This is a genomic window from Tolypothrix tenuis PCC 7101 (assembly GCF_963874875.1).
Taxonomy (GTDB): domain Bacteria; phylum Cyanobacteriota; class Cyanobacteriia; order Cyanobacteriales; family Nostocaceae; genus Aulosira; species Aulosira tenue.
In genome coordinates, this window is record NZ_CAWNJS010000001.1 from 8,371,029 (window position 1) to 8,392,748 (window position 21,720).

The following is a 21,720-nucleotide window of genomic DNA, read 5'->3' on the forward strand; positions in this document are numbered from 1 at the left end:
CACGATTTTTTTATATAGTCAGCCAATTATATAATCTTAAACTAGAGCATTCTTATCCATAGCAGATTGCATCTTTACTGCACTCAATGCTACCTTATGCGCTTTTGCGGCTTCACCATACCAGTGAACTGCCGAGTTAAAAGCTGCCCGATAAAGATCCTGGTATGCCTCAGATAATCGCGAGCGAATTTCTAAAGGCAAATCTTGATTCGAGTTGTATAACATATTGTTATTTTTTTGGTTCTGGTAATTTTATAGGATAGAAATTCTGAACAGTTTTTAACCCTATCCTAAGATAGAGCTTTTAATTTGCCCCTCACGTAGGAGAAAACCTTGGTAAATACGTCGATTAAAACCACAAAATCACAAGAGATTTTCGCCGCTGCCCAAAATCTCATGCCCGGGGGAGTGAGTTCCCCAGTCCGTGCCTTCAAATCTGTCGGTGGACAGCCAATTGTGTTTGATCGCGTCAAAGGCGCATACATTTGGGATGTTGATGGTAATCAATACATCGACTATGTAGGTACTTGGGGCCCTGCTATTTGTGGTCATGCTCATCCAGAAGTAATTGCCGCACTACATGAAGCCTTAGAAAAAGGCACGAGTTTCGGTGCGCCTTCTGCACTGGAAAATGTCTTAGCAGAAATGGTCATTGATGCCGTTCCCAGCATCGAAATGGTCAGATTCGTGAATTCTGGAACTGAAGCTTGTATGGCTGTGTTGCGGCTCATGCGGGCGTTTACCAATCGGGAAAAAATCATCAAGTTTGAAGGCTGCTACCACGGACACGCTGATATGTTCTTGGTAAAAGCTGGCTCTGGTGTGGCGACACTCGGCTTACCCGACTCCCCAGGAGTACCAAAATCGGCAACTGCTAGTACTCTCACAGCACCTTTCAATGATTTGGAAGCTGTGAAGGCTTTGTTTGAAGAAAACCGCGATGAAATTGCTGGCGTAATTTTAGAGCCAGTCGTGGGTAATGCTGGGTTTATTACTCCCGATGCGGGATTCTTGGAAGGGTTACGCGAACTTACCCATGAGCATGGCGCATTATTAGTCTTTGACGAAGTCATGACAGGCTTCCGCATTGCTTATGGTGGCGCGCAGCAAAAATTTGGTGTTACCCCCGATTTGACAACATTGGGTAAAGTCATTGGTGGTGGCTTACCTGTGGGAGCTTATGGCGGTCGCCGCGATATTATGTCAATGGTTGCCCCTGCTGGCCCCGTATATCAAGCTGGGACACTTTCTGGTAATCCCCTAGCGATGACAGCAGGGATCAAGACTCTAGAATTGCTGCAAAAACCCGGTACTTATGATTACCTAGAGCGCATTACCAAAAAGCTAGCAGATGGCTTACTACAAATTGCTCAAGAAACTGGTCATGCAGCTTGTGGTGGTCATATCAGCGCTATGTTTGGCTTATTCTTCACCGCAGGCCCAGTGCATAACTATGAAGATGCGAAAAGTGCCGATACAGCTAAATTTGGGCGTTTCCATCGCGGTATGTTAGAGCGTGGTATTTACCTAGCACCATCTCAATTTGAGGCTGGATTTACTTCTTTTGCTCACACCGATGAAGATATTGACCAAACTTTAGCAGTAGCACGGGAAGTACTTTCTAGCCTGTAAAAAGTTCTGAGTGCTAAGTGCTGAGTATCTAATGGATTTCAAGCAAGTAGCGTTACTAAGTTAACTTATTTCTAGTTTTGTTGTGAATAATCACCAACCTCTACTACAAAATAGATGAGGTTGGTGATTTTTTTAACCAGGTAATACCGTTTCACTTTAAGATTGATACAAATAGGCAGCAGGGGGCAGGGGGCAGGGAGCAGGGGGAAAGAATTAGAGATTAATCATTTGTATCAGGCATTTCGTGAAATGGTATAATACAAAATTTGCAGCAGTCAGACTGAAACTGATACCAATTTGAAAAAAGAATGCGACAGATGGGTAGGGGCACGGCACCAATAAGATATTCGATATGCCAAAAGATTGCGGATGCCGTGCCCTTACAAAGAATTTATCTGTCGCAAATATTATTTGAAGTGGTATCAGATCCTGGGAATTTTCCGTAAGATTAGGTTTTTAATAAATTAATTACACAATTAAGGGCGCACATTTGTACGCCCTGACAATTTTTTTCAACAACAGCAGAGATGAAAAGTGCTGATTCTCAGGCTATCGCCAGCAATATCATCTTCTTGGCAGAATAGGTGGGGGAGCAGGGGAAGAGATTTTGAAAATACCTGGCAATTGGCTCCAAATCAACAATAACCTGGTAAGGGGTTCTGTTCTCTAGCCCTGCCCATTTCTGCCCTGTTGAGATGGTTATTCTTCGTCTGAATCGACTTCTTCCTCTTCCTCGTCGTCGCTGACTTTGGTTACAGAGTTAGCAGAAACAACAGCTCCTTTATCTAGCTTCTCACGCACCAACTGCTTAATTTGTGCAGCAAATTCTGGTTTTTCTTCTAAGTATTTGATGGCGTTGTCTCTACCTTGGGAAATATTTTCGCCATTGTAGCTATACCAAGCTCCTTTGCGGAGCAAGATGCCTGTTTCTTCAGCAAGGTCAACAAGACAACCTATAGTGGAAACTCCCTTACCAAAAATAATGTCAAATTCCGCAATTCTAAAGGGTGGTGCTACTTTATTTTTTGCTACCTTGACTTTAACGCGGTTACCAAATTCATCTGTACCTTTTTTCAAAGTTTGAATCCGGCGAATATCTAAGCGTACAGAGGCATAGAATTTTAAGGCGTTACCACCAGTGGTCGTTTCTGGGCTACCGTAGGTGACACCGATTTTTTGCCGTAGTTGGTTAATAAAAATTACTGTGCAACCAGATTTACCAATATTACCAGTAATTTTACGTAAAGCTTGGCTCATGAGTCGAGCTTGAAGACCAACGTGAGCATCACCCATATCGCCTTCTATTTCTGCCCGAGGAACTAATGCGGCGACAGAGTCAATGACTACAATGTCAACAGCAGCAGAGCGCACAAGCTGATCGACAATTTCTAATGCTGCTTCACCTGTGTCGGGTTGGGAAACCAGAAGATTTTCAATATCTACGCCTAAAGCTGCAGCATAGGTGGGATCAAGGGCGTGTTCAGCATCCACAAATGCAGCAATACCACCTTCTCGTTGCACTTCTGCGATCGCATGGAGCGCTACTGTTGTTTTACCGGAACTTTCCGGCCCGTAAATCTCAATTACCCGTCCCTTGGGTAAACCACCACCCAATGCCAGATCTAAGGTGAGTGCACCAGTGGAAATGGTCTCTACTCGCATCCGAGTAGCATCCCCGAGGCGCATGATTGCTCCCTTACCAAAGCTGCGCTCAATCTGGTTGAGTACAATATTCAGCGCTTTTTGCTTGCCAGAAGTATCGGTATTGATAGCCATTCCTGCCTCTAAAATATATGGATTTCAGGATTGTATAAGATTGGAGTTGAGTAGAACAGATATACTATTTTAGCCAGAAAATTCTGGATATGACTTTTTAAACAGGGAAGTGTGACAAGATCGTAACCTGATCTGATACATTCGCGGTGAACATTACCTTCATACTTTATTTTGGCTTTTAGAGGTAAAGTTGGGTGAACTAAGATCATTATCCCTTTCAAGCCGCTACAAATATAGCAGTTCTCAGTTGAATGTAATACAGCTTAGAGGTAGGGTATCGAAAATATTTGGGGTTCAGCAAGCTCTACAATAAAATAATTAACATTGGTTACATTTTATACGTAAATTCAACCAACTGTTTTTTAATCAATAGACGCTGACATGACCATCGTTCAGCAGATAGAGAGAGCGATCGCCTGGGTTACGCTTACCAGGGCGAAGTTCTAAGCGTAATGTCCCAAAGTTAGGTTTAGAAACTACTGCTTGGAGTGGCAATCCCATTTCATGCCAAAAAACGAGAGACATAATTGCTTGTCCATCTTCTTCCTGCATAAATTGCAGTTCTTGTCCTGGTCGTAGGGGAATTGGCTCAGTTCCTTGAATTCTTTCGAGTTTTACGAAACCTGATGTTCTATTTACAACCTCTAATCGGATACTTTGGCCGGGAGTAAATTGAATGGGATGCGGGCCACATTTAGAGGCGCAGGTTCCGGCCAGTGTTGTGCCAGGATGATTAGCGGATGTGATTAAAAAGGCAACGGCGGCTAAAGCGCATGGCAATAGTTTAGACATAAGACCCAGTATGAGTACTTAACTGAAATCCTACTCTAATCAAGTACTAACAAGCCTCAGCAGATTTTCCAGAATTTGTAATTCTCTTACATTAGCTGCTCATACTAACTCAAAAAACTCTCTAGAACATATCAATCATCTGTAAGCGTGAATATGACTTGACTTTAGGGAAATTTAATCTGGGACTTTTTCAAAAAGTCCGGGATCTAGTCAGCAACTTTTGCTTAAGTAAATACTAAAGCCACAACCAGTTAAATTTATACTTGTATAATTTAAACAAGGCTCTCAGGGACAGCACTCAATACTTGTCGCTTAAGAGGAAAAGGGGTAAGAAACAACCTTTAACCCTTACACTTTCACCTTTTCCCCAAACTAAATTCCGATTTGACAATCCTTAACCGAGCAGTATTGGGACAGCACTACAGTATTAATACCTTTATAAGCGTGATTCTAGCTTCTATATGTAGCTTGTATTGCTGAAAAGGTAAATCATCAGAATCTATATTTTCTTATCTCTAGCCTCTAGTCCCTATGATCAAAACTCCTTTAGTCGCTACTTTAAGTGCTGGTTTTGCTTTGCTGATAGGCGCGAATTCTGCCAGTGCTGCTGTTCTATACAACGGCTTATCCATTCCTAGCCAAACACCTGCTCAACAAGGATGGCTATATCTCAACAGTTTTGCCATCCCTGTTCCTTCTGCAATCGCCACTAACCAAGGTACGATTCTCGATAGCAGCGGCACTAACGCCAATTATGCTGGTTATTTCCGCTCATCACCAATTATTTTGGATCGTAGCAAAGGCTACACTCTGACGTTTAGGGTACAAATTAACTCTGAAAGCCACAGTTCTACGAATCGCGCTGGCTTCAGCATCATTGTCATTAGCAACAAGCTGGCTAGTGAATCACAACCCTATGGTTTAGAACTGGGCTTCTGGGAAGATAGTATTTGGGCGCAAAATGTTGGCTTTACCCGTGGGGAAAATGTGTTGTATGACACTAAACCTGCAGCGAAAACATATAAGCTATCCGTCAAAGATGGTAGTTATCAACTATTTGTTGACGGACGTACCACACCAATTCTCAAAGGTAATTTACGACAATATACAGGCTTTACACCACCTCCTGGCTATCCCAATCCTTACACCACACCTAATTTAATTTTTATGGGTGACGACACGACATCAGCTAAGGCAAAAGTCACCATAGTTAGTGTTGAGGTTAATTGAGATGAGCAGCTTAATTTAGATGAAGTACTTGCAATATTTATTAAAAATCACTTTTACAAGTGATTAACTAGAGTTAAAAAATTTTGCAAAATTGCGTAATTTCTCGTAAGTACAGAAATACTATCAGATGGTCGAATTACAGGCAATTTAGCCGAAAACCTTTGTATGAGAAGATTTTTTGGCTACAAGGCAAAGTTTTTATATATTTCATTTTAATTCCTAAACTAGATGATTTTACTGAATATATATTTCATTTTAATTTCTAAACTAGATGATTTTACTGAATAAGCGTGTAAAATGATGACAATATGAGGTTAAAGGAATTGTGAGACGTATGATGTTCTAATTAGAACCTTGGAACAAATGTACTTTTATGGAGGTCAAATCCTTAGCCAAAAATCAGTCCAATTAGCTTAAAAACACATCTACCCAACTCATCAGCAGCATCAGACATCATTTCTACCTAGTATTCAGGGTTTAAGCTATGTCCGTTAAGATATTACGAGTTCCATTTCAAGCCCCGACAAACTCGCCTCACAATGCAATGCATAGTTATTGCCAACAGGTAAAGATTGTACTGTTATCTTAGAAACCACGCTTCATCTAGTTTTTGGTCAATTGATAGCTAACAGTACTCCTCACTTTAAAAGTTGTTCCCTACTTAAAAGTGATATAAGAGTAACCCAGTACTGATTCACGGTCAGTACTGGGTAACACTTGGACTCACTCATATCCGCTTGTACTGATTCACGGTTAGTACTAGCAAATTTTGTCATGAATCTCATTTCAAGGAATTAACACCATGATATCGAACAACAACCAAAAACAATTGTTAAGCAGTACTCAAATTCAAGTTTCTTTGACTAATTCCAACTCCAGCCAGCAAATCAAAACTAAAATGAATGTGACTCAAGAGCGTTTGCGGCAGGCTAGGTGGAGCTTTAACTTAGCCTGGGTGATGAGTGCAATGTGCGGTATTGTGAGCTTAGTTGGTGTGGGATTGTCACTTTCAGGAAATTTGCCAGAGGGATCAATCACAATTATGGAAGGGATTGTCTCTAGTGTGCCTTGGTTACGATTAGCAAAGGATGCTAACGATCGCTTGGATCGTCTGATCAGCGAGGAAGAACAAATTTAAGAGATATCTGCAGAATATTTTCTCAGCTGATCGGCATTTAAGTTGCATCATCAAGGCGGACAAAATGCGATCGCATTCTTGCAAAACTCATGCGATCGCATTACCTCAACTGCCTATTTGTCGCTTACTTTGATTTCATCATATTTAGCACGCACTGCTTGTATATCCTGCCACATCAACCATTTCGGGCCGCCTACTTCCCTAGAAGGGTTTCGCAGTAGATAGGAAGGATGAAAAATCGGCATACACAAACGTCCCTGCCATTCTATCCACTGTCCGCGAATTTTCGTAATGCCTCGCTTATCGTTAGTTAAACCTTTAACCGCAGTTGCACCAGTTAATAAAATGATTTTTGGATCAACTAAACGAATTTGTTCCAATAAGTAAGGTAAGCAAGCTGCCATTTCTTCTGTAGTTGGCACTCGATTTTCCGGCGGGCGACATTTGTTGATATTACAAATGTAGACATCAGTCTCAGTACTCAGATTTACAGATGCCAAGATTTTCTCTAACAACTGCCCTGATTTACCTACAAATGGTAAACCTGTTTCGTCTTCGTTTTGACCTGGTGCTTCCCCCACAACCATAATTGGCGCTTTGAGGTTTCCGCGTCCTACCACAGCATGAGTGCGGTTATTTCCTAATCCACAACGATGGCACTGATTACAGTGTTGTGCCAACTCTGGCATATCAGAATAGGTATTGGCAGGTATGGGAATTTTAGCGTCTGTGGGAATCAGATCTCGCTGATTAAAAGTTGAATCGTCGAATAGGCTCAGTTGGGTTTCGCTGCTCATGACAATCTAGATTTTGGTGAAAATACCACCTGTCTCATCTGAGTGCAACACTAGTGGAATACTTGTGATGTCGAAGATTTTTAGTAAATCAGCTATTGCTGAAATTTTTTATTTACAGAATCTTTATTGTATCAGTTGTATCGGTATCATGAGCAAACCAAAACTATCGTCACGCAGAGAGCGTTGAGAGATGAGGGGGATAAGGGGAAATAACAAACACCAATTACCCAGTCCCCAATCACCAATCACCAATCCCCAGTCCCCAATCCCCTTCACCCCATTGTTTCATATTGCATGACTTTGGCATAATCGCCTAAAGCATAGCAGGCAACTTTCAGGCTGGCAAAAGCTTGTTCTTGACTGCGAATGTCGTTGAGACTAATGGCTAAGAGTAAACGCTGTTCGTGGTATTCAACGGCTTTGGCGTAATCACCCAAGGCTTCACAAGCAACGCCTAAACTCCCTAAAGACTGTTCTTCAGTTCGCTTGTCTTGGAGTTCTCTGGCTAATTGCAAACGCTCTTGATAGTAAATAATGGCTTGATTATAGTTACCTAAGGCATAGCAGGCGTTAGCGAGATTCTTCAGCACATGAATGGCGCTACGAAAGTTTTTCAGCCTGCGTGATATGAGTACACACTTTTCATAATATGCGATCGCTTTTGGGTAATCATCCAGTGCATACCAAGCATTACCCAAGTTCTTTAGTACTTGTTCTTCTCCCCAATGGTCTTTAAGTTCTTGTAAAATTGCTAAACTTTGTTCTTGATAATTAATTGCCTGTGTAAATTTACCCACAGCTTTATACACTAATCCTAAATTATTCAAAGCTGCTACTTCACTTCGCCTTTCTTGTTTTTGCTGGGTAATTGTTAAGGATTGCTCTAAAAACTCGATAGCTTTGTCATATTCGTTGAGGTGTCGGTAAGCATTACCTAAATGAGACAGTACTTGCATTCTCACTGACAAATCTGAACTATCCTCCATCAAGGAGAGACACTGTTGGCAGTAGGAGATAGTTTTTTGGTAATTACCGAGTGTATAAGCTATTAATGCTAGCAAAGAAAGTACTTTTTCTTGTTTAAGCCTATCTCCAATCGCTTGAAACAGTAACAGCGATTGCTCTAAAGAGTTGATTGCATTCGCTAAATCACCAGCTTGCTGCTGTTGTACTCCTTGACGCAATAGCTTGGATGCTTCTAATAGCTGGATGTTCGTTTCTGATGAAACAGGAATTTCTTCTAGGGTAGCTTGGTCAAATTTATGGACAATGGTTTTTTGCTTCCCTAAATTCCGATATGGTGTTGGAAGTTTTGCGGAATCTGCATTTGTGAAATCATTATTCCATCCGCCTGTAGACATCGACCAAGTCCTGGTAAGTTTGCTGATAGTCTTTAGTATTCCCAGAATACTTAAGATATATTCACATCAGCCAGTCCTTGATAAAAATTACATAACTTCAGTCAACGATTCATAGGCCTTTTTGTCTGCCATATTTGTTCAAATTCTGCTTTATTAATAGCAAAATCTTTGACATCCTCTTCATTAAGTTGTTTGTCGCACAATCTGCCATAATCATCTGCAATGTGGCTGGGATCGTAAAACAAGACATTGCCATTTTCGTAAATTTCTATTTGTCTAATTGCATACAAATCATGACCAAGTTCCAATAAGTAAGTGCTAGTACCCCAATTATCATAGTCTCCTCCCAGAGATTCATCCCAAAACCATTTGCAATAGCTTTTGTTGGTTAGTGATAGAGACATAATTGGTTAACTCCTATACAGAGATTGTTCACTTGCTGCTTTTAGATAACATATAGCAATCCGATTTAATTTGCATCAGTTATTTGCGTAGCTAGGTAAAAGTTAAGAAGAAATTAAAGTATACCTAGCTTCGCAAACATCAAATATGAGTCCTATATATTTAGCCGTTATGCTGAGAACGAAGTATTTCTCGTACTTCCATTAAAATTAATCCCAACATATTTTTACCACTACCATCAGATCCGCAACCCCAATAGAAATCAATGGGAGAGTTTTCTACTAGTTGTTCATCACCAGTAGCAAGGAGAATTTCTTTGATATCTGCATGGGTTTGAAATTTACGTAATACTGCTTTTCGCATAATATCGTCTTTAACTTGTTCCCAATCTTGGCGCAGCGGACGACTTCTTTCACGCCCCATTCTAGCAGCATCTTTAGGATTTTTGACTAACCGAATTTGTTCTAAATGTGAGGTACCAACAAATTTTTGGGCTTGAAAATAATGTTCGCTAGTAGACCAATACAAACCATCTAACTCAAAACCATGAGGTGAAAAGTTAGAAAAACAACCATATTGTTCGCGAACTGCATAAAAATAAATTGTCATATGTGTAGTTACTAAAATGAATATAAATATTGATAGGTATCCGTGCAGGAGTTGTGAAATTACTCGTTCAGGTAGGGACAGTAAAGCAGAACTTACAAATCACAAATTAAATAGGAATGCTATTTAAATGTAAGATTAACTATCTGAGATGCAATTTTTATTGTAGCAGCCTGAAGAGAGAGCAATTATCAATACTAGTGATAGTTTTTAGCACTGTCTACTGTAAAAATACGGTTATTAAGATTATTTAACAGCAGATGGCGAGCAAGAGCGATCGCATTCTCTAGGCATCTGTACAGGAATTGCGAAATCACTCGTTAAAATAGGCATAAAAACCTACAAATGTACTTATTTTCTGACTTAATTGCAAAGATAAACTATTTTTTGTGCTATTTCTTCTGGCGATAAAATCCAGTCTACAGCTACAGCATTAATTGCTGCTTTTGGCATTACTGAACATTCAGCAGTAGTAGGTTCTTGAACTATTGCGATTCCCAAACGTGACTTGATCGCTTTTAAACCTTGTACACCATCTTCATTGGCTCCTGTTAAGATTACACCAATCACTTGTTCGCCATAAATATCCGCAGCAGACTCAAACAAGACATCAATTGAAGGTCGAGCATAGGAAATTGGCTCATCAGTAGAAAGAGCAAAATAGCCAGATTCTACTAATAAATGATAATCGGCTGGTGCTAAATAAACATACCCTGGGAGAATTTCGTCTTTGTCTTCTGCTTCCCGCACTTGTAAAGCTGTATGCTTTTGTAGAAACTCGCTCAATGTATTGTAAGATTCTCGATGCCGATGCTGTGCAATTGCTATAGGAGATTTTAAGTTTTGAGGTAGGTTTCTTAATATCTTTTTTAAAGCAGCAAATCCCCCTAAAGATGCACCTATGACTACAATTTTAAACACCACTAATTCAACCTCCGATAGAGCTTTTCGCCTTTGACAAGCTCTTGGTATTGATTATCATGGGGAGTAAAACGAATTGACTCTTGTCGTCCTAATCCGAGAATACCAAAAGGACAAAGGCTATTATAAAAAAGTTCATGTACTTGCTTTTGTAGGGTTTGATTAAAATAAATTAAAACATTACGACAAATGATAATATGAAACTCATTAAAAGAGCTATCTGTTGCTAGGTTATGTTGAGCAAAAACAATATTTTCCCGCAAAGCAGCACGAAAAATTGCACTGTCGTAAGCGGCTGTATAGTATTGCGAAAAAGATTCTTTGCCTCCAGATTTCAGGTAAAGTTGGGTATAATCTTGCATGAGTTTTAACGAAAAAATGCCAGTTCGAGCTTTTTGTAGCACTTTTTCATTAAAGTCAGTAGCATAAATTCGGCAACGTTGATAAAGGTTTTCCTCCTGTAGTAAAATTGCCATTGAGTAAACTTCTTCTCCTGTGGAGCATCCCGCGTGCCAAATGCGAATAAAAGGATAGGTACGCAATAGCGGAATTACCTCTTTTCTTAAAGCTAGATAAAAGCTAGGGTCACGAAACATAGAAGTAACATTTACTGTTAGACTTAGCAAAAATCTTTCTAAACATTTGCTATCATGTAGCACTCGTGCTTGCAATTCTGAAACACTTGTACAGCCTTCTATTTTGATAAAACTGTGGATACGACGTTTGAGAGAAGAAACAGCATAATTCCGGAAGTCGTAACCCCAGTAACGGTAAACTCCTTCAAGTAGCAACTGAATTTCAATATCTTCTAATTTTGCTTTGGGTAAAGTCATAACAGAGGCGAAAGAAGATAAAAAAGTCTTCTTACTGTAAACATTTCAATATAAGCTATTTGCTGTGATTGCTGAAATTACTGGCGTAACAAGAGAACGGGGGAACAGTGACAGCAAAGAAGGAATAAAGTTATACCTAGCTTCGCAATAATCAAATATGCATCCCATATCGCTAATTGCTATTACTTAGTAAACCATGTTTTGGCAATATTATCTATTACCGCTAATCGGTAGGCAATGACAATTGTGACTGCCAGGACAATCATTATTTAAATGATGGATGAGATTTTGTCGTGAAAATTGAATCTGCTTTAGCTGTACTGCTGCAACTGTGTTTCTGACTATTGCTTTTGATGTATTCATTAGTCCGCAAGGTTTATATCAATGTTTTTATATATTCAAAATAATATTTTGTCACTTAATTTTCTACTCTCTAAAGTGAGACGAAGATATTACCCAAAGTTAGAATTGCATTTTTTAATATCACTAAATCTGGGATATAATCTTAAATAAATATGAAAAATATTTCACTAAAAAAGCAAAAACCGGGTCTATTTAAAAACTCGGTTTTCCTTGTTATTTTAATTTTTGAATTTACATTTACCCTATATTTTTAATCAAACTCGCTCGTATAAGAAAATAAAAATCAAAAAGTAACTGCGCTCAATTTATTTGGCGCAATAGCTTTCAGAGTATTAATTTGTATCTTACTAATGCAACTAAAAAAAGCACATCATACTGCAGAACCAAAAATAGGTTCGCTTCTTATACCTCAAGATTTATGGGGGTCATTCGCAAGATAGCAAGCAGCAAGATGCAGCAGTTTTGATTAATTCAAAATTAGACTTCAGTGATACAACCAAACCCGCAGCAGGGAAAGTAGTTGTTCCGTGTCTACGGGCTTGGTAATATAATCTGAGGCTCCTGCTTCGATGCATTTTTCGCGATCGCCTTGCATAGCTTTGGCGGTTAAAGCAATAATCGGTAATGTGCGGAATTCCTCTAGCTGACGGATGGCGCGAGTTGTTTGATAACCGTCCATTTCTGGCATCATGATATCCATTAAGACAATATCTATATTAGAGTTGGCTTGCAATGTAGCAATGCCATCTCTGCCATTCTCTGCAAATAATACTTGCATCTGATAGCCTTCTAACAAGCTAGTCAAAGCAAAAATATTCCTGACATCGTCATCGATAATTAAAATCTTTTTATTTGCCAGTATGGGATCGGAATTGCGGAGTTGTTCTAAGATATGCCGTTTTGACTGAGGTAAATTTGCCTGGATACGGTGTAAAAATAAGGCAGTTTCATCAAGTAACCGTTCAGGCGATCGCACATCTTTAATAATGATTGTCTCAGCCAAGCGTCGCAATTGCGTTTCTTCTTGACGCGAAAGTTCTTTCCCGGTGTAGACAATAATCGGAATTTTTAACCAGTTGGGTTGTTGTTTGATTTCCTCAATTAGTTCTAAGCCAGTCATGTCAGGCAAACCCAAATCCAGCACAATACAATCTATATGCTGGGATTGCAGTGTAGCTATGGCTGCGGCGGCTGTATGTACTGCTGTACTGTGAACATCGCCATTACCGATTAGCTCAATAATACTGCGGGCTTGGACTGGGTCATCTTCAATTACCAGCAGATTTTTTACCTTACGCTCAACAAAGCCTTTAATATCGGTTAAAGCACCAACCAGTTGTTCTTTAGTCACCGGTTTTTGTACATAAGCGATCGCGCCTAACTCTAAACCACGTTGTTGGCGATCATCAATGGAAAAGATATGTACGGGAATATGGCGCGTTTGGGAGTCATGTTTGAGCCGATCTAGCACCATCCAGCCATCGATATCTGGCATACAGATATCCAAAGTAATGGCATCGGGTTTAAACTGTTGTGCTAGAGCTAAACCTTGTTTGCTGTTTAAGGCTACCAACACCTTAAACCCTTGTTGGCGCGCCATATCTAGCAAGATGCGAACAAATTTTACATCATCTTCAATCACCAGCAAAACGCGATCGCCTGCTTGAATTGCGTCTCTATCGTCTGCAACTTCGGTTTGCGGAGTGATCGGAACTGCGGGAGGTGGGGATGCTTCAGCAGGTGCAGGAATTGGAGGAGGTAGAGAAATTTTCTGTTTATCTTGTAAAGTATCGCCTCTACTTTGTCCTTGGCTGCGAACTCCCTGGATTGGTAAATAAAGTGTAAAAGTGCTTCCTTGTCCTAGTTGGCTAACTAGTTCAATTCTCCCACCTAGCAAGTGAGCTAGTTCCCGACTAATTGATAAACCTAAGCCTGTACCGCCATATTTGCGGCTGGTTGTCCCATCTGCTTGTTGAAATGCTTCAAAAATTAATTGCTGTTTATCGTTAGGAATACCAATACCTGTATCGCTGACAGCAAAAGCCACCGTATCTGCGTTAACTAGGCTAATTTGTAAGGAAATTCCTCCTTTATCGGTAAACTTAAAAGAGTTTGCTAATAAATTATTTAAAATTTGTTGGAGACGTTTGGAGTCAGTATGAAATGTGAGTGGTAAATTGCCGTCAACTTGGATATTAAAACTCAATTTTTTCTCGAGTGCTAGCTGGTGGAAATTCCCTTGTAGATAACTTTGCAAAGTTATAAATCTGACTTCTTCTCTTTCAATCGCAAACTTACCAGATTCAATTTTTGCTAAATCTAAAATATCATTGATTAATCGCAGTAAATCATTGCCTGCACTATAAATTGTTTGACTATATTCAATTTGCTTCTCGGTTAAATTACCTTGGGAATTTTCTGCCATTAAGCGCGCCAATATTAATAAGCTATTCAGCGGTGTCCGTAATTCATGGGACATATTAGCTAAAAATTCTGACTTATATTTTGAGGTTAGCGTTAATTGTTTGGCTTTTTCTTCTAAAGACAGTCTTGCTTGTTCAATTTGTTGATTTTTAACTTCAACTTCTCGTTTTTGCGTCTCTAGCAATTCTGCTTTTTCTTCTAATTCCTCATTTAATTGTTGTAATTCTTCGTTGGATTGTTGTAACTCTTCTTGTTGTTGTTTCAGCAGTAATTGCGATTCTTCTAACTCCTGCGCTTGTTCTTGTAGCCTTTGATTACTCAGCTTCAATTCTGATTGTTGATGTTGTAATTCTTCGGTTAAATCCTGAGACTGCTGGAGTAGTTCCTGAGTGAGCATATCGGACTTAATCGCGTTTAAGACTACGCCGATAACTGTAGTAACTTGCTCTAAAAAAGTTAAATGTAATTGGTTAAAAGTTTGGAATGATGCGAGTTCAATAACAGCAACTACCTGGTCTTCAAACAATACAGGTAAGACAATAATATTTAACGGTGGCGCTTCACCTAAGCCAGAACTAATACGAATATAATCATTGGGAACTTGGGTAAGTAAGATTCTTTGCTTTTCTAAAGCACATTGTCCTACTAAGCCTTCCCCTAAGTGAAATTGATTGGCTAAATTTTTTCTTTCATTATAAGCATAGCTACTCAATAACTTCATCACAGGCTGATTTTCTACGGAATCCACCACGTAGAAAACGCCTTGTTGCGCTCCCACTAAAGTAGCTAACCGCGATAATATCAATTGTGTGACATTGGCTAAATTTCTCCTTCCTTGAAGACTGTTACTCAAATCAGCCAGATTCGATTTTAACCAGTTTTGCTCTTCATTTAATTGCTTAGTTTCTCGTAAATTAGCAATCATTTGATTGAAACTATGTGTGAGTATCCCGACTTCATCTTGGCGTTCTGTATCTGGTAAAGTTGTAGATAAATCACCATCCGCAATTTTGCCAGCGACACGAGCAATTTTCTCCAGAGGTTGAGAGATATTTCGAGATAGCATATAGCCAATTAAAGCTATCAAGATAAAAGATATAGGAATGCCATAAACGATAGTAGCAGTAGTTTGTTCAGCTGCTGTTTTTGCCTGAATTGAACGTTGTGTTAATAATTCACGCTCGTATTGTTTCATTTCCTCAGTCAGGCTGCGAATGTGATCCATCAACAGCTTTCCTTCATTCACCAGCACCAACTTCTGAGCAGCTTCAAAGCCTTGATTTTGTCGCGCCGTAATCACCTTTTTCAGGACATTTATCCTTTCGTTGACTAATGGCTCTAAAATATTCAGCCGACTTTGTTGACTGGGGTTATCAGCAGTTAACTTGCGGAGTTTTTGGAGAGGTTGCTCTAAAGATGCGATCGCAGCCTGATATGGTTCTAGATATGGCTCTTTTCCAGTAATAATGTAACCACGTTGTCCCGTTTCCGCATCTTTAACTTTGGAACTTATTTCATCCAGCAGTCCTAGCACCTGATATGTATGGTTTTCCCAGTACGAAGTTGTAATCAGTGCTTGGGTTGTGCGATAGGAAACATAACCAATGGCGCTTAAAATTGCCAAACCTAAAGCGAAACTAGCCCCTATTTTACTTCCAATCTTCAAATGGTTGAACATTTCTCTTGTCAATTGCAACTATATCGGCTTGCGAGCATGAATTTTTATCTCCTCTTCCCCAAAATAAAGCTATGGAAGACATTGCATATTTGCTAGCTACTCAATAGCTTTTAAAGTATACTCTAAATTTTTTTAATACTTTTTAGTTTATTTTAACATAGAGTAATATTAATTAAAATCTTATGTTATTCAGGATACCAAATAATTTAATAAAAGCTGATATTCATTCTAGAGATTATTCAACTTGATTCGGAAGAATTAAATAAATAATGCCTAAATTTAAACTTGCGATAGAGCAGGAAATAACAATAGTGCATTATAAATTGAACTAAATAGATGAAATAAAAACGGTGATTGCAATGAGTGCAAATAGTTTGACAATACCTAAATTTTCGCCTGGGGAAACAGTAGAATTTATCGGTGGTATGGGAATGATAGTCAAGTGTAGCCCTAATTCAGAGACTTGGGCATATTATGTAGAAATGGAAATGGGAGACGAGCCAGAAATGGGTAGAATTGGTTATGAAACCACAATCTTGTTGTTAGAAACAGATATTGATCGTTAAAAACTCAGATGATTGCAGCCTAAATCCCAAGCTGATATCGAGTTCAGGATGGTCAATTACCAACTAGCTCAAAGTCAATTAACTATACAAAAACATAACTCTTACATTTTGCCATCTAACAGCCTGCAAATAAGCTGTTGTTAGAGAAAATTTAAATATAGCAATCCTAAATTAGTTCCGAAACGACAAATTAAGGTAGGGAACAGGAAGAGAAACATAGAACTGTAGATTGGCTTGCACATATAGGAATGCTATACATCATATTTCAGGCGATCGCGCACAGTAGGGGCACAATATATTGTGCCCCTAAAATTATATATATCTCATCAACCCGCTACTGTAGGATGTGTTAGACCCAAGCCGTAACATATCCAAATCTTTAGGAAAGGTGAGTGAGGGGAATATAACTGTAAATTCCTGAAATGCTTTACTCCTCAGGAATCCGCTATTTAATTCTTCCAATTACCCTATCACCAGACAGAGAACTTATTATCTAGAGATAGAACTGACAAAGAGCCTACCTCTATCGAGAAATTATTCCTAGAAATCTTCAAGATGAGTTGAGCTAGCCCAAAATTATATATAGGGAATTATCAAAAAACTGATCAATTATCTTCTCAAGATAGAATCGCCGCAAAAAATAACAAGCTAATCTATAAACATTGAATGACTTGAACCACATTAAACAAATAACTAAAACTTAGGAGCAAATGTATGAGTTTAGAAAATAGAGCCAAAGCTGTTGCCAAAAATATCGAAGGTAAAATCCAAGAAGTTGTTGGTGACATCACTGGTAACCCCAATGATAAGGCTGAAGGACAAGCAAAGCAAGTAGAATCTCAAGTGCGCCATACAGCCGAAAACGTCAAGGATGAAATTAAGAAAGCTGTAGATTAATTAACAGATATTTGCATAAGAAGGTAGAAAATAATGACAATAAAAATATTATTTACTCTACCTTCTTGCTTTACCAAATCATATTCGGACTGATGTAAATTTGATTTTGAATGCAGGAATCAGGAAATCCAATTATCAATTCAGGTTTAACTAATTAATAATTTAAGGTTACAAATTTATGTTCAATGTTGCCTTTGCTTATTTTCTTACAGAAGCTTCATTAGCTACAGAAAGCAGTTTTAATTACTCACTAGTACTCACAGTAGTTTTGCTTGTAGGTTTTATTGCATCTGCTGTGATTGGTTCTATTGCTTGGTATAACTCTAAACGTCCTCTAGGTTGGGAAGATAAACAACGCCCCGATTTCGTTCCAGATGTAGATAAGTAGTTGAATAAGTGTTTCCTTGTTTGCCATAAGTTTATGATAGTGTTTGCTCATTTCAACAGCAGACACTATTTTTTTGTTGATTCTTTAACTCATACCAAATCAAAAAGGGTTTTTTCTTTTCATCTTTTTATTTAGAATACCCGGAAAATGACACAAGAGGGGTATCTATGCTATCCCTCCATAAGGTGAGAATTTTGAATTTTTGAGATTTGATGATGAGCCAATTGTTGGCTGAAAAAACGCTCTAAGATTTCAGACTTATCTTCTAGAGTGACGTGAGTATGCTGATATTTAAAATTATTCATTAAGCTTGAATCGTCACTTAGATGGAAAGCATGATTCAATTTTTGCATAGGAAATTCTGGTGGCTCACTGCCCGGGGTAAAGATTTTTTGGGGATTGTCATCTACACCTTGAACAAGGTGCATCAATAATTCCACAGCGACTGTTGGTAGAGTACGGCAAGAATGATTAATAAAAAAATCAAAAGTAATCAGCCCTAAGCGAATGCGATCGCCATCATGAAGTTTCGTAGGCTGAAAAACTTGTTCTCCATTTACAAATGAGCCATTGCTGCTTTTAAAATCAATTAAGTAGAAGCCTTTATCGTTAATATATTGAATTGCAGCATGGCGTTCAGATAGATATTGGTCATCAATCGCGATACCATTACTAATATCCCGACCTATAGTCCAAATTTGCTGTGACTGGTGTAAATTTTGTGTTTTATTATCACAAAGATTAGTAATGATATAAACAACTGCATCATTCACTACGCCTTGTATATAAATAGGTTGCATTGCTAGAAACGATTCCTGAGCAATGTTCTCGAGTTGGAAAATTTCCTCTAAAAGACTACTATTTTGTTCATATAGCTTGACGAATACCTGAAACAAATTTAATCGTCTTTCTAATTCTTTATCTTGTAACTCAACTCTCATAGATGAGCCTTTTGCCTTCAAGAAATGTAAATTGCTAATTTCGGTCATTAATTTGATTTTTTAGCCTAATATCAGGAATAATGCTTAAATTATAGCAAAAACTGAATTTAGCCTATTCTATTCGACAAACACACAACATTTCATCTGTTTTTATCTGATATATGCCGATAAAACAGAATTTTGCTATTAATCTGCTGCAGTTTTATTGCAGATATCTGCTAAAACGCTTAAGCAGTAACAAATATCAAATTTTTCATTTCGATGTAAAAATTTCCTTCATCCAAGCATTCATAAATTTTAGTAAAAGTGTTGAGTACAAATATTGTAACTGTTTATTTTTTATTGTAAATTATTTTTCTTTGTTTGTCATATATAGGAATAAAATTGGCTTCATTAGATTACCCGTTAAGGTTATAAATTGTTAATAGGCTGTAGGGAATATAAAAAGCAAGGAGGTGTGTTAAGCATTTTCAAAAAATCAATGCTAATCTACTATCAGGCATATACATATATTGTTATAAAAATCTTAACTAACAAAATAATGCTATTGACATAATGCGTTAGAACGCATATGTAATGCTTTAGCATATTACTTTTAGCTAGCATACCTACGTAATTCAAAAATAAATTGGATAATATAGAGTAGTTATTGCTATTAGTTTTATCCCTAATTGTTGAACTATATAGGCATAGAGCTACTTTAATTGTGGAAATACTTTTTGTATGATGCTTGATAGCTGTGGCATAACATAGTAATTCCAGATTTTATCTCTATATTTTCAGGAATAATACCAATTTTTATCATAAATTCCGCAAGAATTGCGAATTAAAATTTTGAAGCTATTGCTATATTTTAGATCCTTAGTATGGCATACCTTAAATATACTTAAATGTTTTCACTTACCGACTTAGATATAGCCTGGCAATTAAATTTGTGAAAGTTAAATTATATTTGCAATTTCATCTGTAAGTCAGTTAATCAATCATTATGCCTGCTATATATTCGCATATTTGTAGCGCTACGGACAACTCAAAATAAGTAAATTTACTAATACTAGTATTCCCACTAGACTAATAGATAGTTAGCTACTAACATCTAAAAATTTTAAACTTTATATATACCAATAATTCCAAGAAGTGTTTTTAAGTAGTTAACAATCAAAAACACTTGCCATAGCTAACATTACAGCAAACCTCTTTTACCATTGGGACGTACAGTCATCCAGTTTGTCTTGGCTAGTACCAACTGCTCATCAGTAATTTTGGCACCAGTGAGAATAGCTCCACAAAGGTTAGCGCCTCTAAGATTAGCATTACTGAGATAAGCATGGCTGAGATCAGCACCTCGCAGATCTGCTCCTTCTAAATCAGCATTACTAAAGTAAGCTTTAGTCAGGTTAGCATCCCTAAGATTGGCATCAGTCAGACTAGCTCTACCAAAGTCACTGTTATTGAGGTTAGCGCCTTGAAGGTTAGTTTTCTGCAATTTAGCCGAATTGAAATTTGTCCCCGATAAATCAGCGCCTTGCAGGTTGAGCATACTCAAATTGTGGAGAGCAAAATCCCGCCTTCCTTTCAGATAGGCGGTGAGTAAATTCTGGGTACTTAACTTACGTACCACATTGGGATTGTGGTTTTGCGAACCATGACTGTTGTGGTTTTCAAAGTTGGTAGACTTAGCCATCATCGCTTTTGGACGCATTACCCCATTGGCTCCATTTTCGGCTGTTTTAGCGCGTCTAGCTCGGATTGCTGCGGCTACCTGTGCTACTCCTGCACTACTAGCACTACCAGGTGGACTACTACATAAAATAGCAGAATTTGCTATTTGGTTATGTATATGCTCTTTCGCTCCTACATCAGATTTAGCCAGCATTCCTTTCGCTAAACTTTCAATGTAGGGTTCCATTTGCAACCCTCTGAGGACTTCTTGCGCTGTTTTGTAGCGGTTGCGTACTGATACCTCTAACATTTTCCGCAAAACGCTTGTTAAATGGTCACTTACCTGTACAATTGGCTCCCAGATCATTTCTCCAGTAGTGGGATTGTATTCTAAATCTTTAGGAGTTTTACTACTCAGTAGATAAATACAAGTGACTCCTAATGCGTAGATATCACTGGCGTAGACGGGACGCATTGCCATTTGCTCTGGTGGCGCAAAACCAGGAGTACCAATTGCATAAGCAGTTAAGGCTGTTTGTTCTGATTGGCCGTTTACGCCTTGGGTAACTTGGTTTTTAACTGCACCAAAGTCGATCAGTACCATTCGAGCATCTTCAGTGCGGCGAATCAAATTTGCGGGTTTAATATCACGGTGTATTACCTTTTGCTCGTGAATATATTGCAGCAATGGCAAAATTTCACTTAAGAACTGCTTGACTCCAGCTTCGCTAAAATTGCCGTTACGCTGAACCTCTTGTTGTAAAGTAGCGCCGCTAATGTATTCCTGAACTAAGTAAAATTGCTGATTATCTTCAAAATAGTCTAATAGCCTTGGCAACTGAGGATGATTGCCAATCTTACCTAAGGTTTTGGCCTCTCGCTCAAACAGTTCTCGCGCCATCTGCAAAACATGTGGTGCGGTGGCTGTGGGACGCAGCTGCTTGATTACACAACTCGGTTCTCCTGGTAAGCCTTCATCGTAGGCTAAGAAAGTTGCACCAAAGCCACCCTGACCTAATGGTTTGAGTACTCGATAGCGATCGCATAAAAGTAACTTTGAGCCACAAGACTGACACCTTTGGCTATAGGCCAGGTTTTCTGGATGGGGACAGGTAGGATTTAAGCAGTAGCTCATGCATTCTTAACTCGCTGCACGAATAATTATAAATAGCGTTACACTCTGACCCCATTATGGTGATGGAAATTTCACTTATGCCAGGTAATTTTTGCGGGAAATGCTTTGAAGACTTCCTAAAGTTTAGAGAAAGCAGAATGCATCCTATCGTAAATACACTGTCATGGATTTTACTGAA

18 protein-coding genes are annotated in these 21,720 nt (G+C 38.6%); 6 read left to right on the forward strand and 12 right to left on the reverse strand.

Features of this window, described 5'->3' with window-relative positions; genetic code table 11:
* Window positions 1-36: 36 nt before the first annotated feature.
* On the reverse strand, window positions 37-225 hold the full coding sequence (locus AACU25_RS32945; protein ID WP_096582923.1) for a ChaB family protein: 189 nt from the start codon (window positions 223-225) through the stop codon (window positions 37-39).
* Between the two features lie 108 nt (window positions 226-333).
* Between AACU25_RS32945 and hemL the strand changes: the two genes are divergently transcribed.
* A complete protein-coding gene (hemL, locus tag AACU25_RS32950; RefSeq protein WP_096582925.1) occupies window positions 334-1,632 on the forward strand; it encodes a glutamate-1-semialdehyde 2,1-aminomutase in 1,299 nt (432 codons plus the stop codon).
* A 699-nt stretch (window positions 1,633-2,331) separates the two neighbouring features.
* On the opposite strand, the gene recA is transcribed toward hemL, so the two are convergent.
* A complete protein-coding gene (recA, locus tag AACU25_RS32955; RefSeq protein ID WP_045869991.1) occupies window positions 2,332-3,408 on the reverse strand; it encodes a recombinase RecA in 1,077 nt (358 codons plus the stop codon).
* 366 nt (window positions 3,409-3,774) lie between these two features.
* Complete coding sequence (locus tag AACU25_RS32960) at window positions 3,775-4,200, reverse strand: hypothetical protein (protein ID WP_096582927.1); 426 nt, start codon at window positions 4,198-4,200, stop codon at window positions 3,775-3,777.
* Between the two features lie 531 nt (window positions 4,201-4,731).
* Between AACU25_RS32960 and AACU25_RS32965 the strand changes: the two genes are divergently transcribed.
* Together AACU25_RS32965 and AACU25_RS32970 are read left to right on the forward strand one after the other, a co-directional pair.
* Complete coding sequence (locus tag AACU25_RS32965) at window positions 4,732-5,430, forward strand: choice-of-anchor Y domain-containing protein (protein WP_096582929.1); 699 nt, start codon at window positions 4,732-4,734, stop codon at window positions 5,428-5,430.
* 802 nt (window positions 5,431-6,232) lie between these two features.
* Window positions 6,233-6,568, forward strand: coding sequence for a TRADD-N-associated membrane domain-containing protein (locus AACU25_RS32970; RefSeq protein ID WP_321206616.1), 336 nt, complete (start codon window positions 6,233-6,235; stop codon window positions 6,566-6,568).
* A gap of 113 nt (window positions 6,569-6,681) precedes the next feature.
* Here the strand turns inward: AACU25_RS32970 and AACU25_RS32975 are convergent, their stop codons facing one another.
* The 7 genes from AACU25_RS32975 to AACU25_RS33005 all read right to left on the reverse strand — a co-directional run bounded on the left by AACU25_RS32975 (window position 6,682) and on the right by AACU25_RS33005 (window position 15,953).
* Window positions 6,682-7,365 carry a uracil-DNA glycosylase gene (locus AACU25_RS32975; protein ID WP_096582931.1) on the reverse strand — a complete coding sequence of 228 codons (684 nt, stop codon included), beginning with the start codon at window positions 7,363-7,365 and terminating at the stop codon, window positions 6,682-6,684.
* Between the two features lie 272 nt (window positions 7,366-7,637).
* Window positions 7,638-8,726 carry a tetratricopeptide repeat protein gene (locus AACU25_RS32980; RefSeq protein WP_096582933.1) on the reverse strand — a complete coding sequence of 363 codons (1,089 nt, stop codon included), beginning with the start codon at window positions 8,724-8,726 and terminating at the stop codon, window positions 7,638-7,640.
* A gap of 101 nt (window positions 8,727-8,827) precedes the next feature.
* Window positions 8,828-9,130: a hypothetical protein gene (locus AACU25_RS32985; protein WP_096582935.1), complete on the reverse strand. Its 303-nt coding sequence runs from the start codon at window positions 9,128-9,130 to the stop codon at window positions 8,828-8,830.
* Window positions 9,131-9,290: 160 nt separating this feature from the next.
* Complete coding sequence (locus AACU25_RS32990) at window positions 9,291-9,737, reverse strand: NADAR family protein (protein WP_096582937.1); 447 nt, start codon at window positions 9,735-9,737, stop codon at window positions 9,291-9,293.
* Between the two features lie 360 nt (window positions 9,738-10,097).
* Entirely contained in the window at window positions 10,098-10,658 is a 561-nt protein-coding gene (locus AACU25_RS32995; RefSeq protein WP_096582939.1) for a chemotaxis protein CheB, read from the reverse strand.
* Window positions 10,658-11,488, reverse strand: coding sequence for a CheR family methyltransferase (locus AACU25_RS33000; protein ID WP_096582941.1), 831 nt, complete (start codon window positions 11,486-11,488; stop codon window positions 10,658-10,660). Before AACU25_RS33000 ends, AACU25_RS32995 begins: the two co-directional genes overlap by 1 nt.
* 847 nt (window positions 11,489-12,335) lie before the next feature.
* Complete coding sequence (locus tag AACU25_RS33005; RefSeq protein WP_096582943.1) at window positions 12,336-15,953, reverse strand: response regulator; 3,618 nt, start codon at window positions 15,951-15,953, stop codon at window positions 12,336-12,338.
* A 359-nt stretch (window positions 15,954-16,312) separates the two neighbouring features.
* On the opposite strand from AACU25_RS33005, the gene AACU25_RS33010 reads away from it, so the two are divergent.
* The 3 genes from AACU25_RS33010 (at window position 16,313) to psb35 (ending at window position 17,804) form a co-directional block, all read left to right on the forward strand.
* Window positions 16,313-16,519 (forward strand): hypothetical protein, encoded by a 207-nt coding sequence (locus AACU25_RS33010; RefSeq protein ID WP_096584382.1) that lies wholly within the window; start codon window positions 16,313-16,315, stop codon window positions 16,517-16,519.
* A gap of 714 nt (window positions 16,520-17,233) precedes the next feature.
* Window positions 17,234-17,416 carry a CsbD family protein gene (locus AACU25_RS33015; protein ID WP_045868005.1) on the forward strand — a complete coding sequence of 61 codons (183 nt, stop codon included), beginning with the start codon at window positions 17,234-17,236 and terminating at the stop codon, window positions 17,414-17,416.
* 178 nt (window positions 17,417-17,594) lie between these two features.
* Window positions 17,595-17,804 (forward strand): photosystem II assembly protein Psb35, encoded by a 210-nt coding sequence (gene psb35 / locus AACU25_RS33020; protein WP_096582945.1) that lies wholly within the window; start codon window positions 17,595-17,597, stop codon window positions 17,802-17,804.
* Between the two features lie 170 nt (window positions 17,805-17,974).
* Here the strand turns inward: psb35 and AACU25_RS33025 are convergent, their stop codons facing one another.
* Together AACU25_RS33025 and AACU25_RS33030 are read right to left on the reverse strand one after the other, a co-directional pair.
* On the reverse strand, window positions 17,975-18,793 hold the full coding sequence (locus AACU25_RS33025; protein WP_096582947.1) for an FHA domain-containing protein: 819 nt from the start codon (window positions 18,791-18,793) through the stop codon (window positions 17,975-17,977).
* A gap of 1,135 nt (window positions 18,794-19,928) precedes the next feature.
* Window positions 19,929-21,542, reverse strand: coding sequence for a serine/threonine-protein kinase (locus AACU25_RS33030; protein ID WP_096582949.1), 1,614 nt, complete (start codon window positions 21,540-21,542; stop codon window positions 19,929-19,931).
* Window positions 21,543-21,720: the final 178 nt, after the last annotated feature.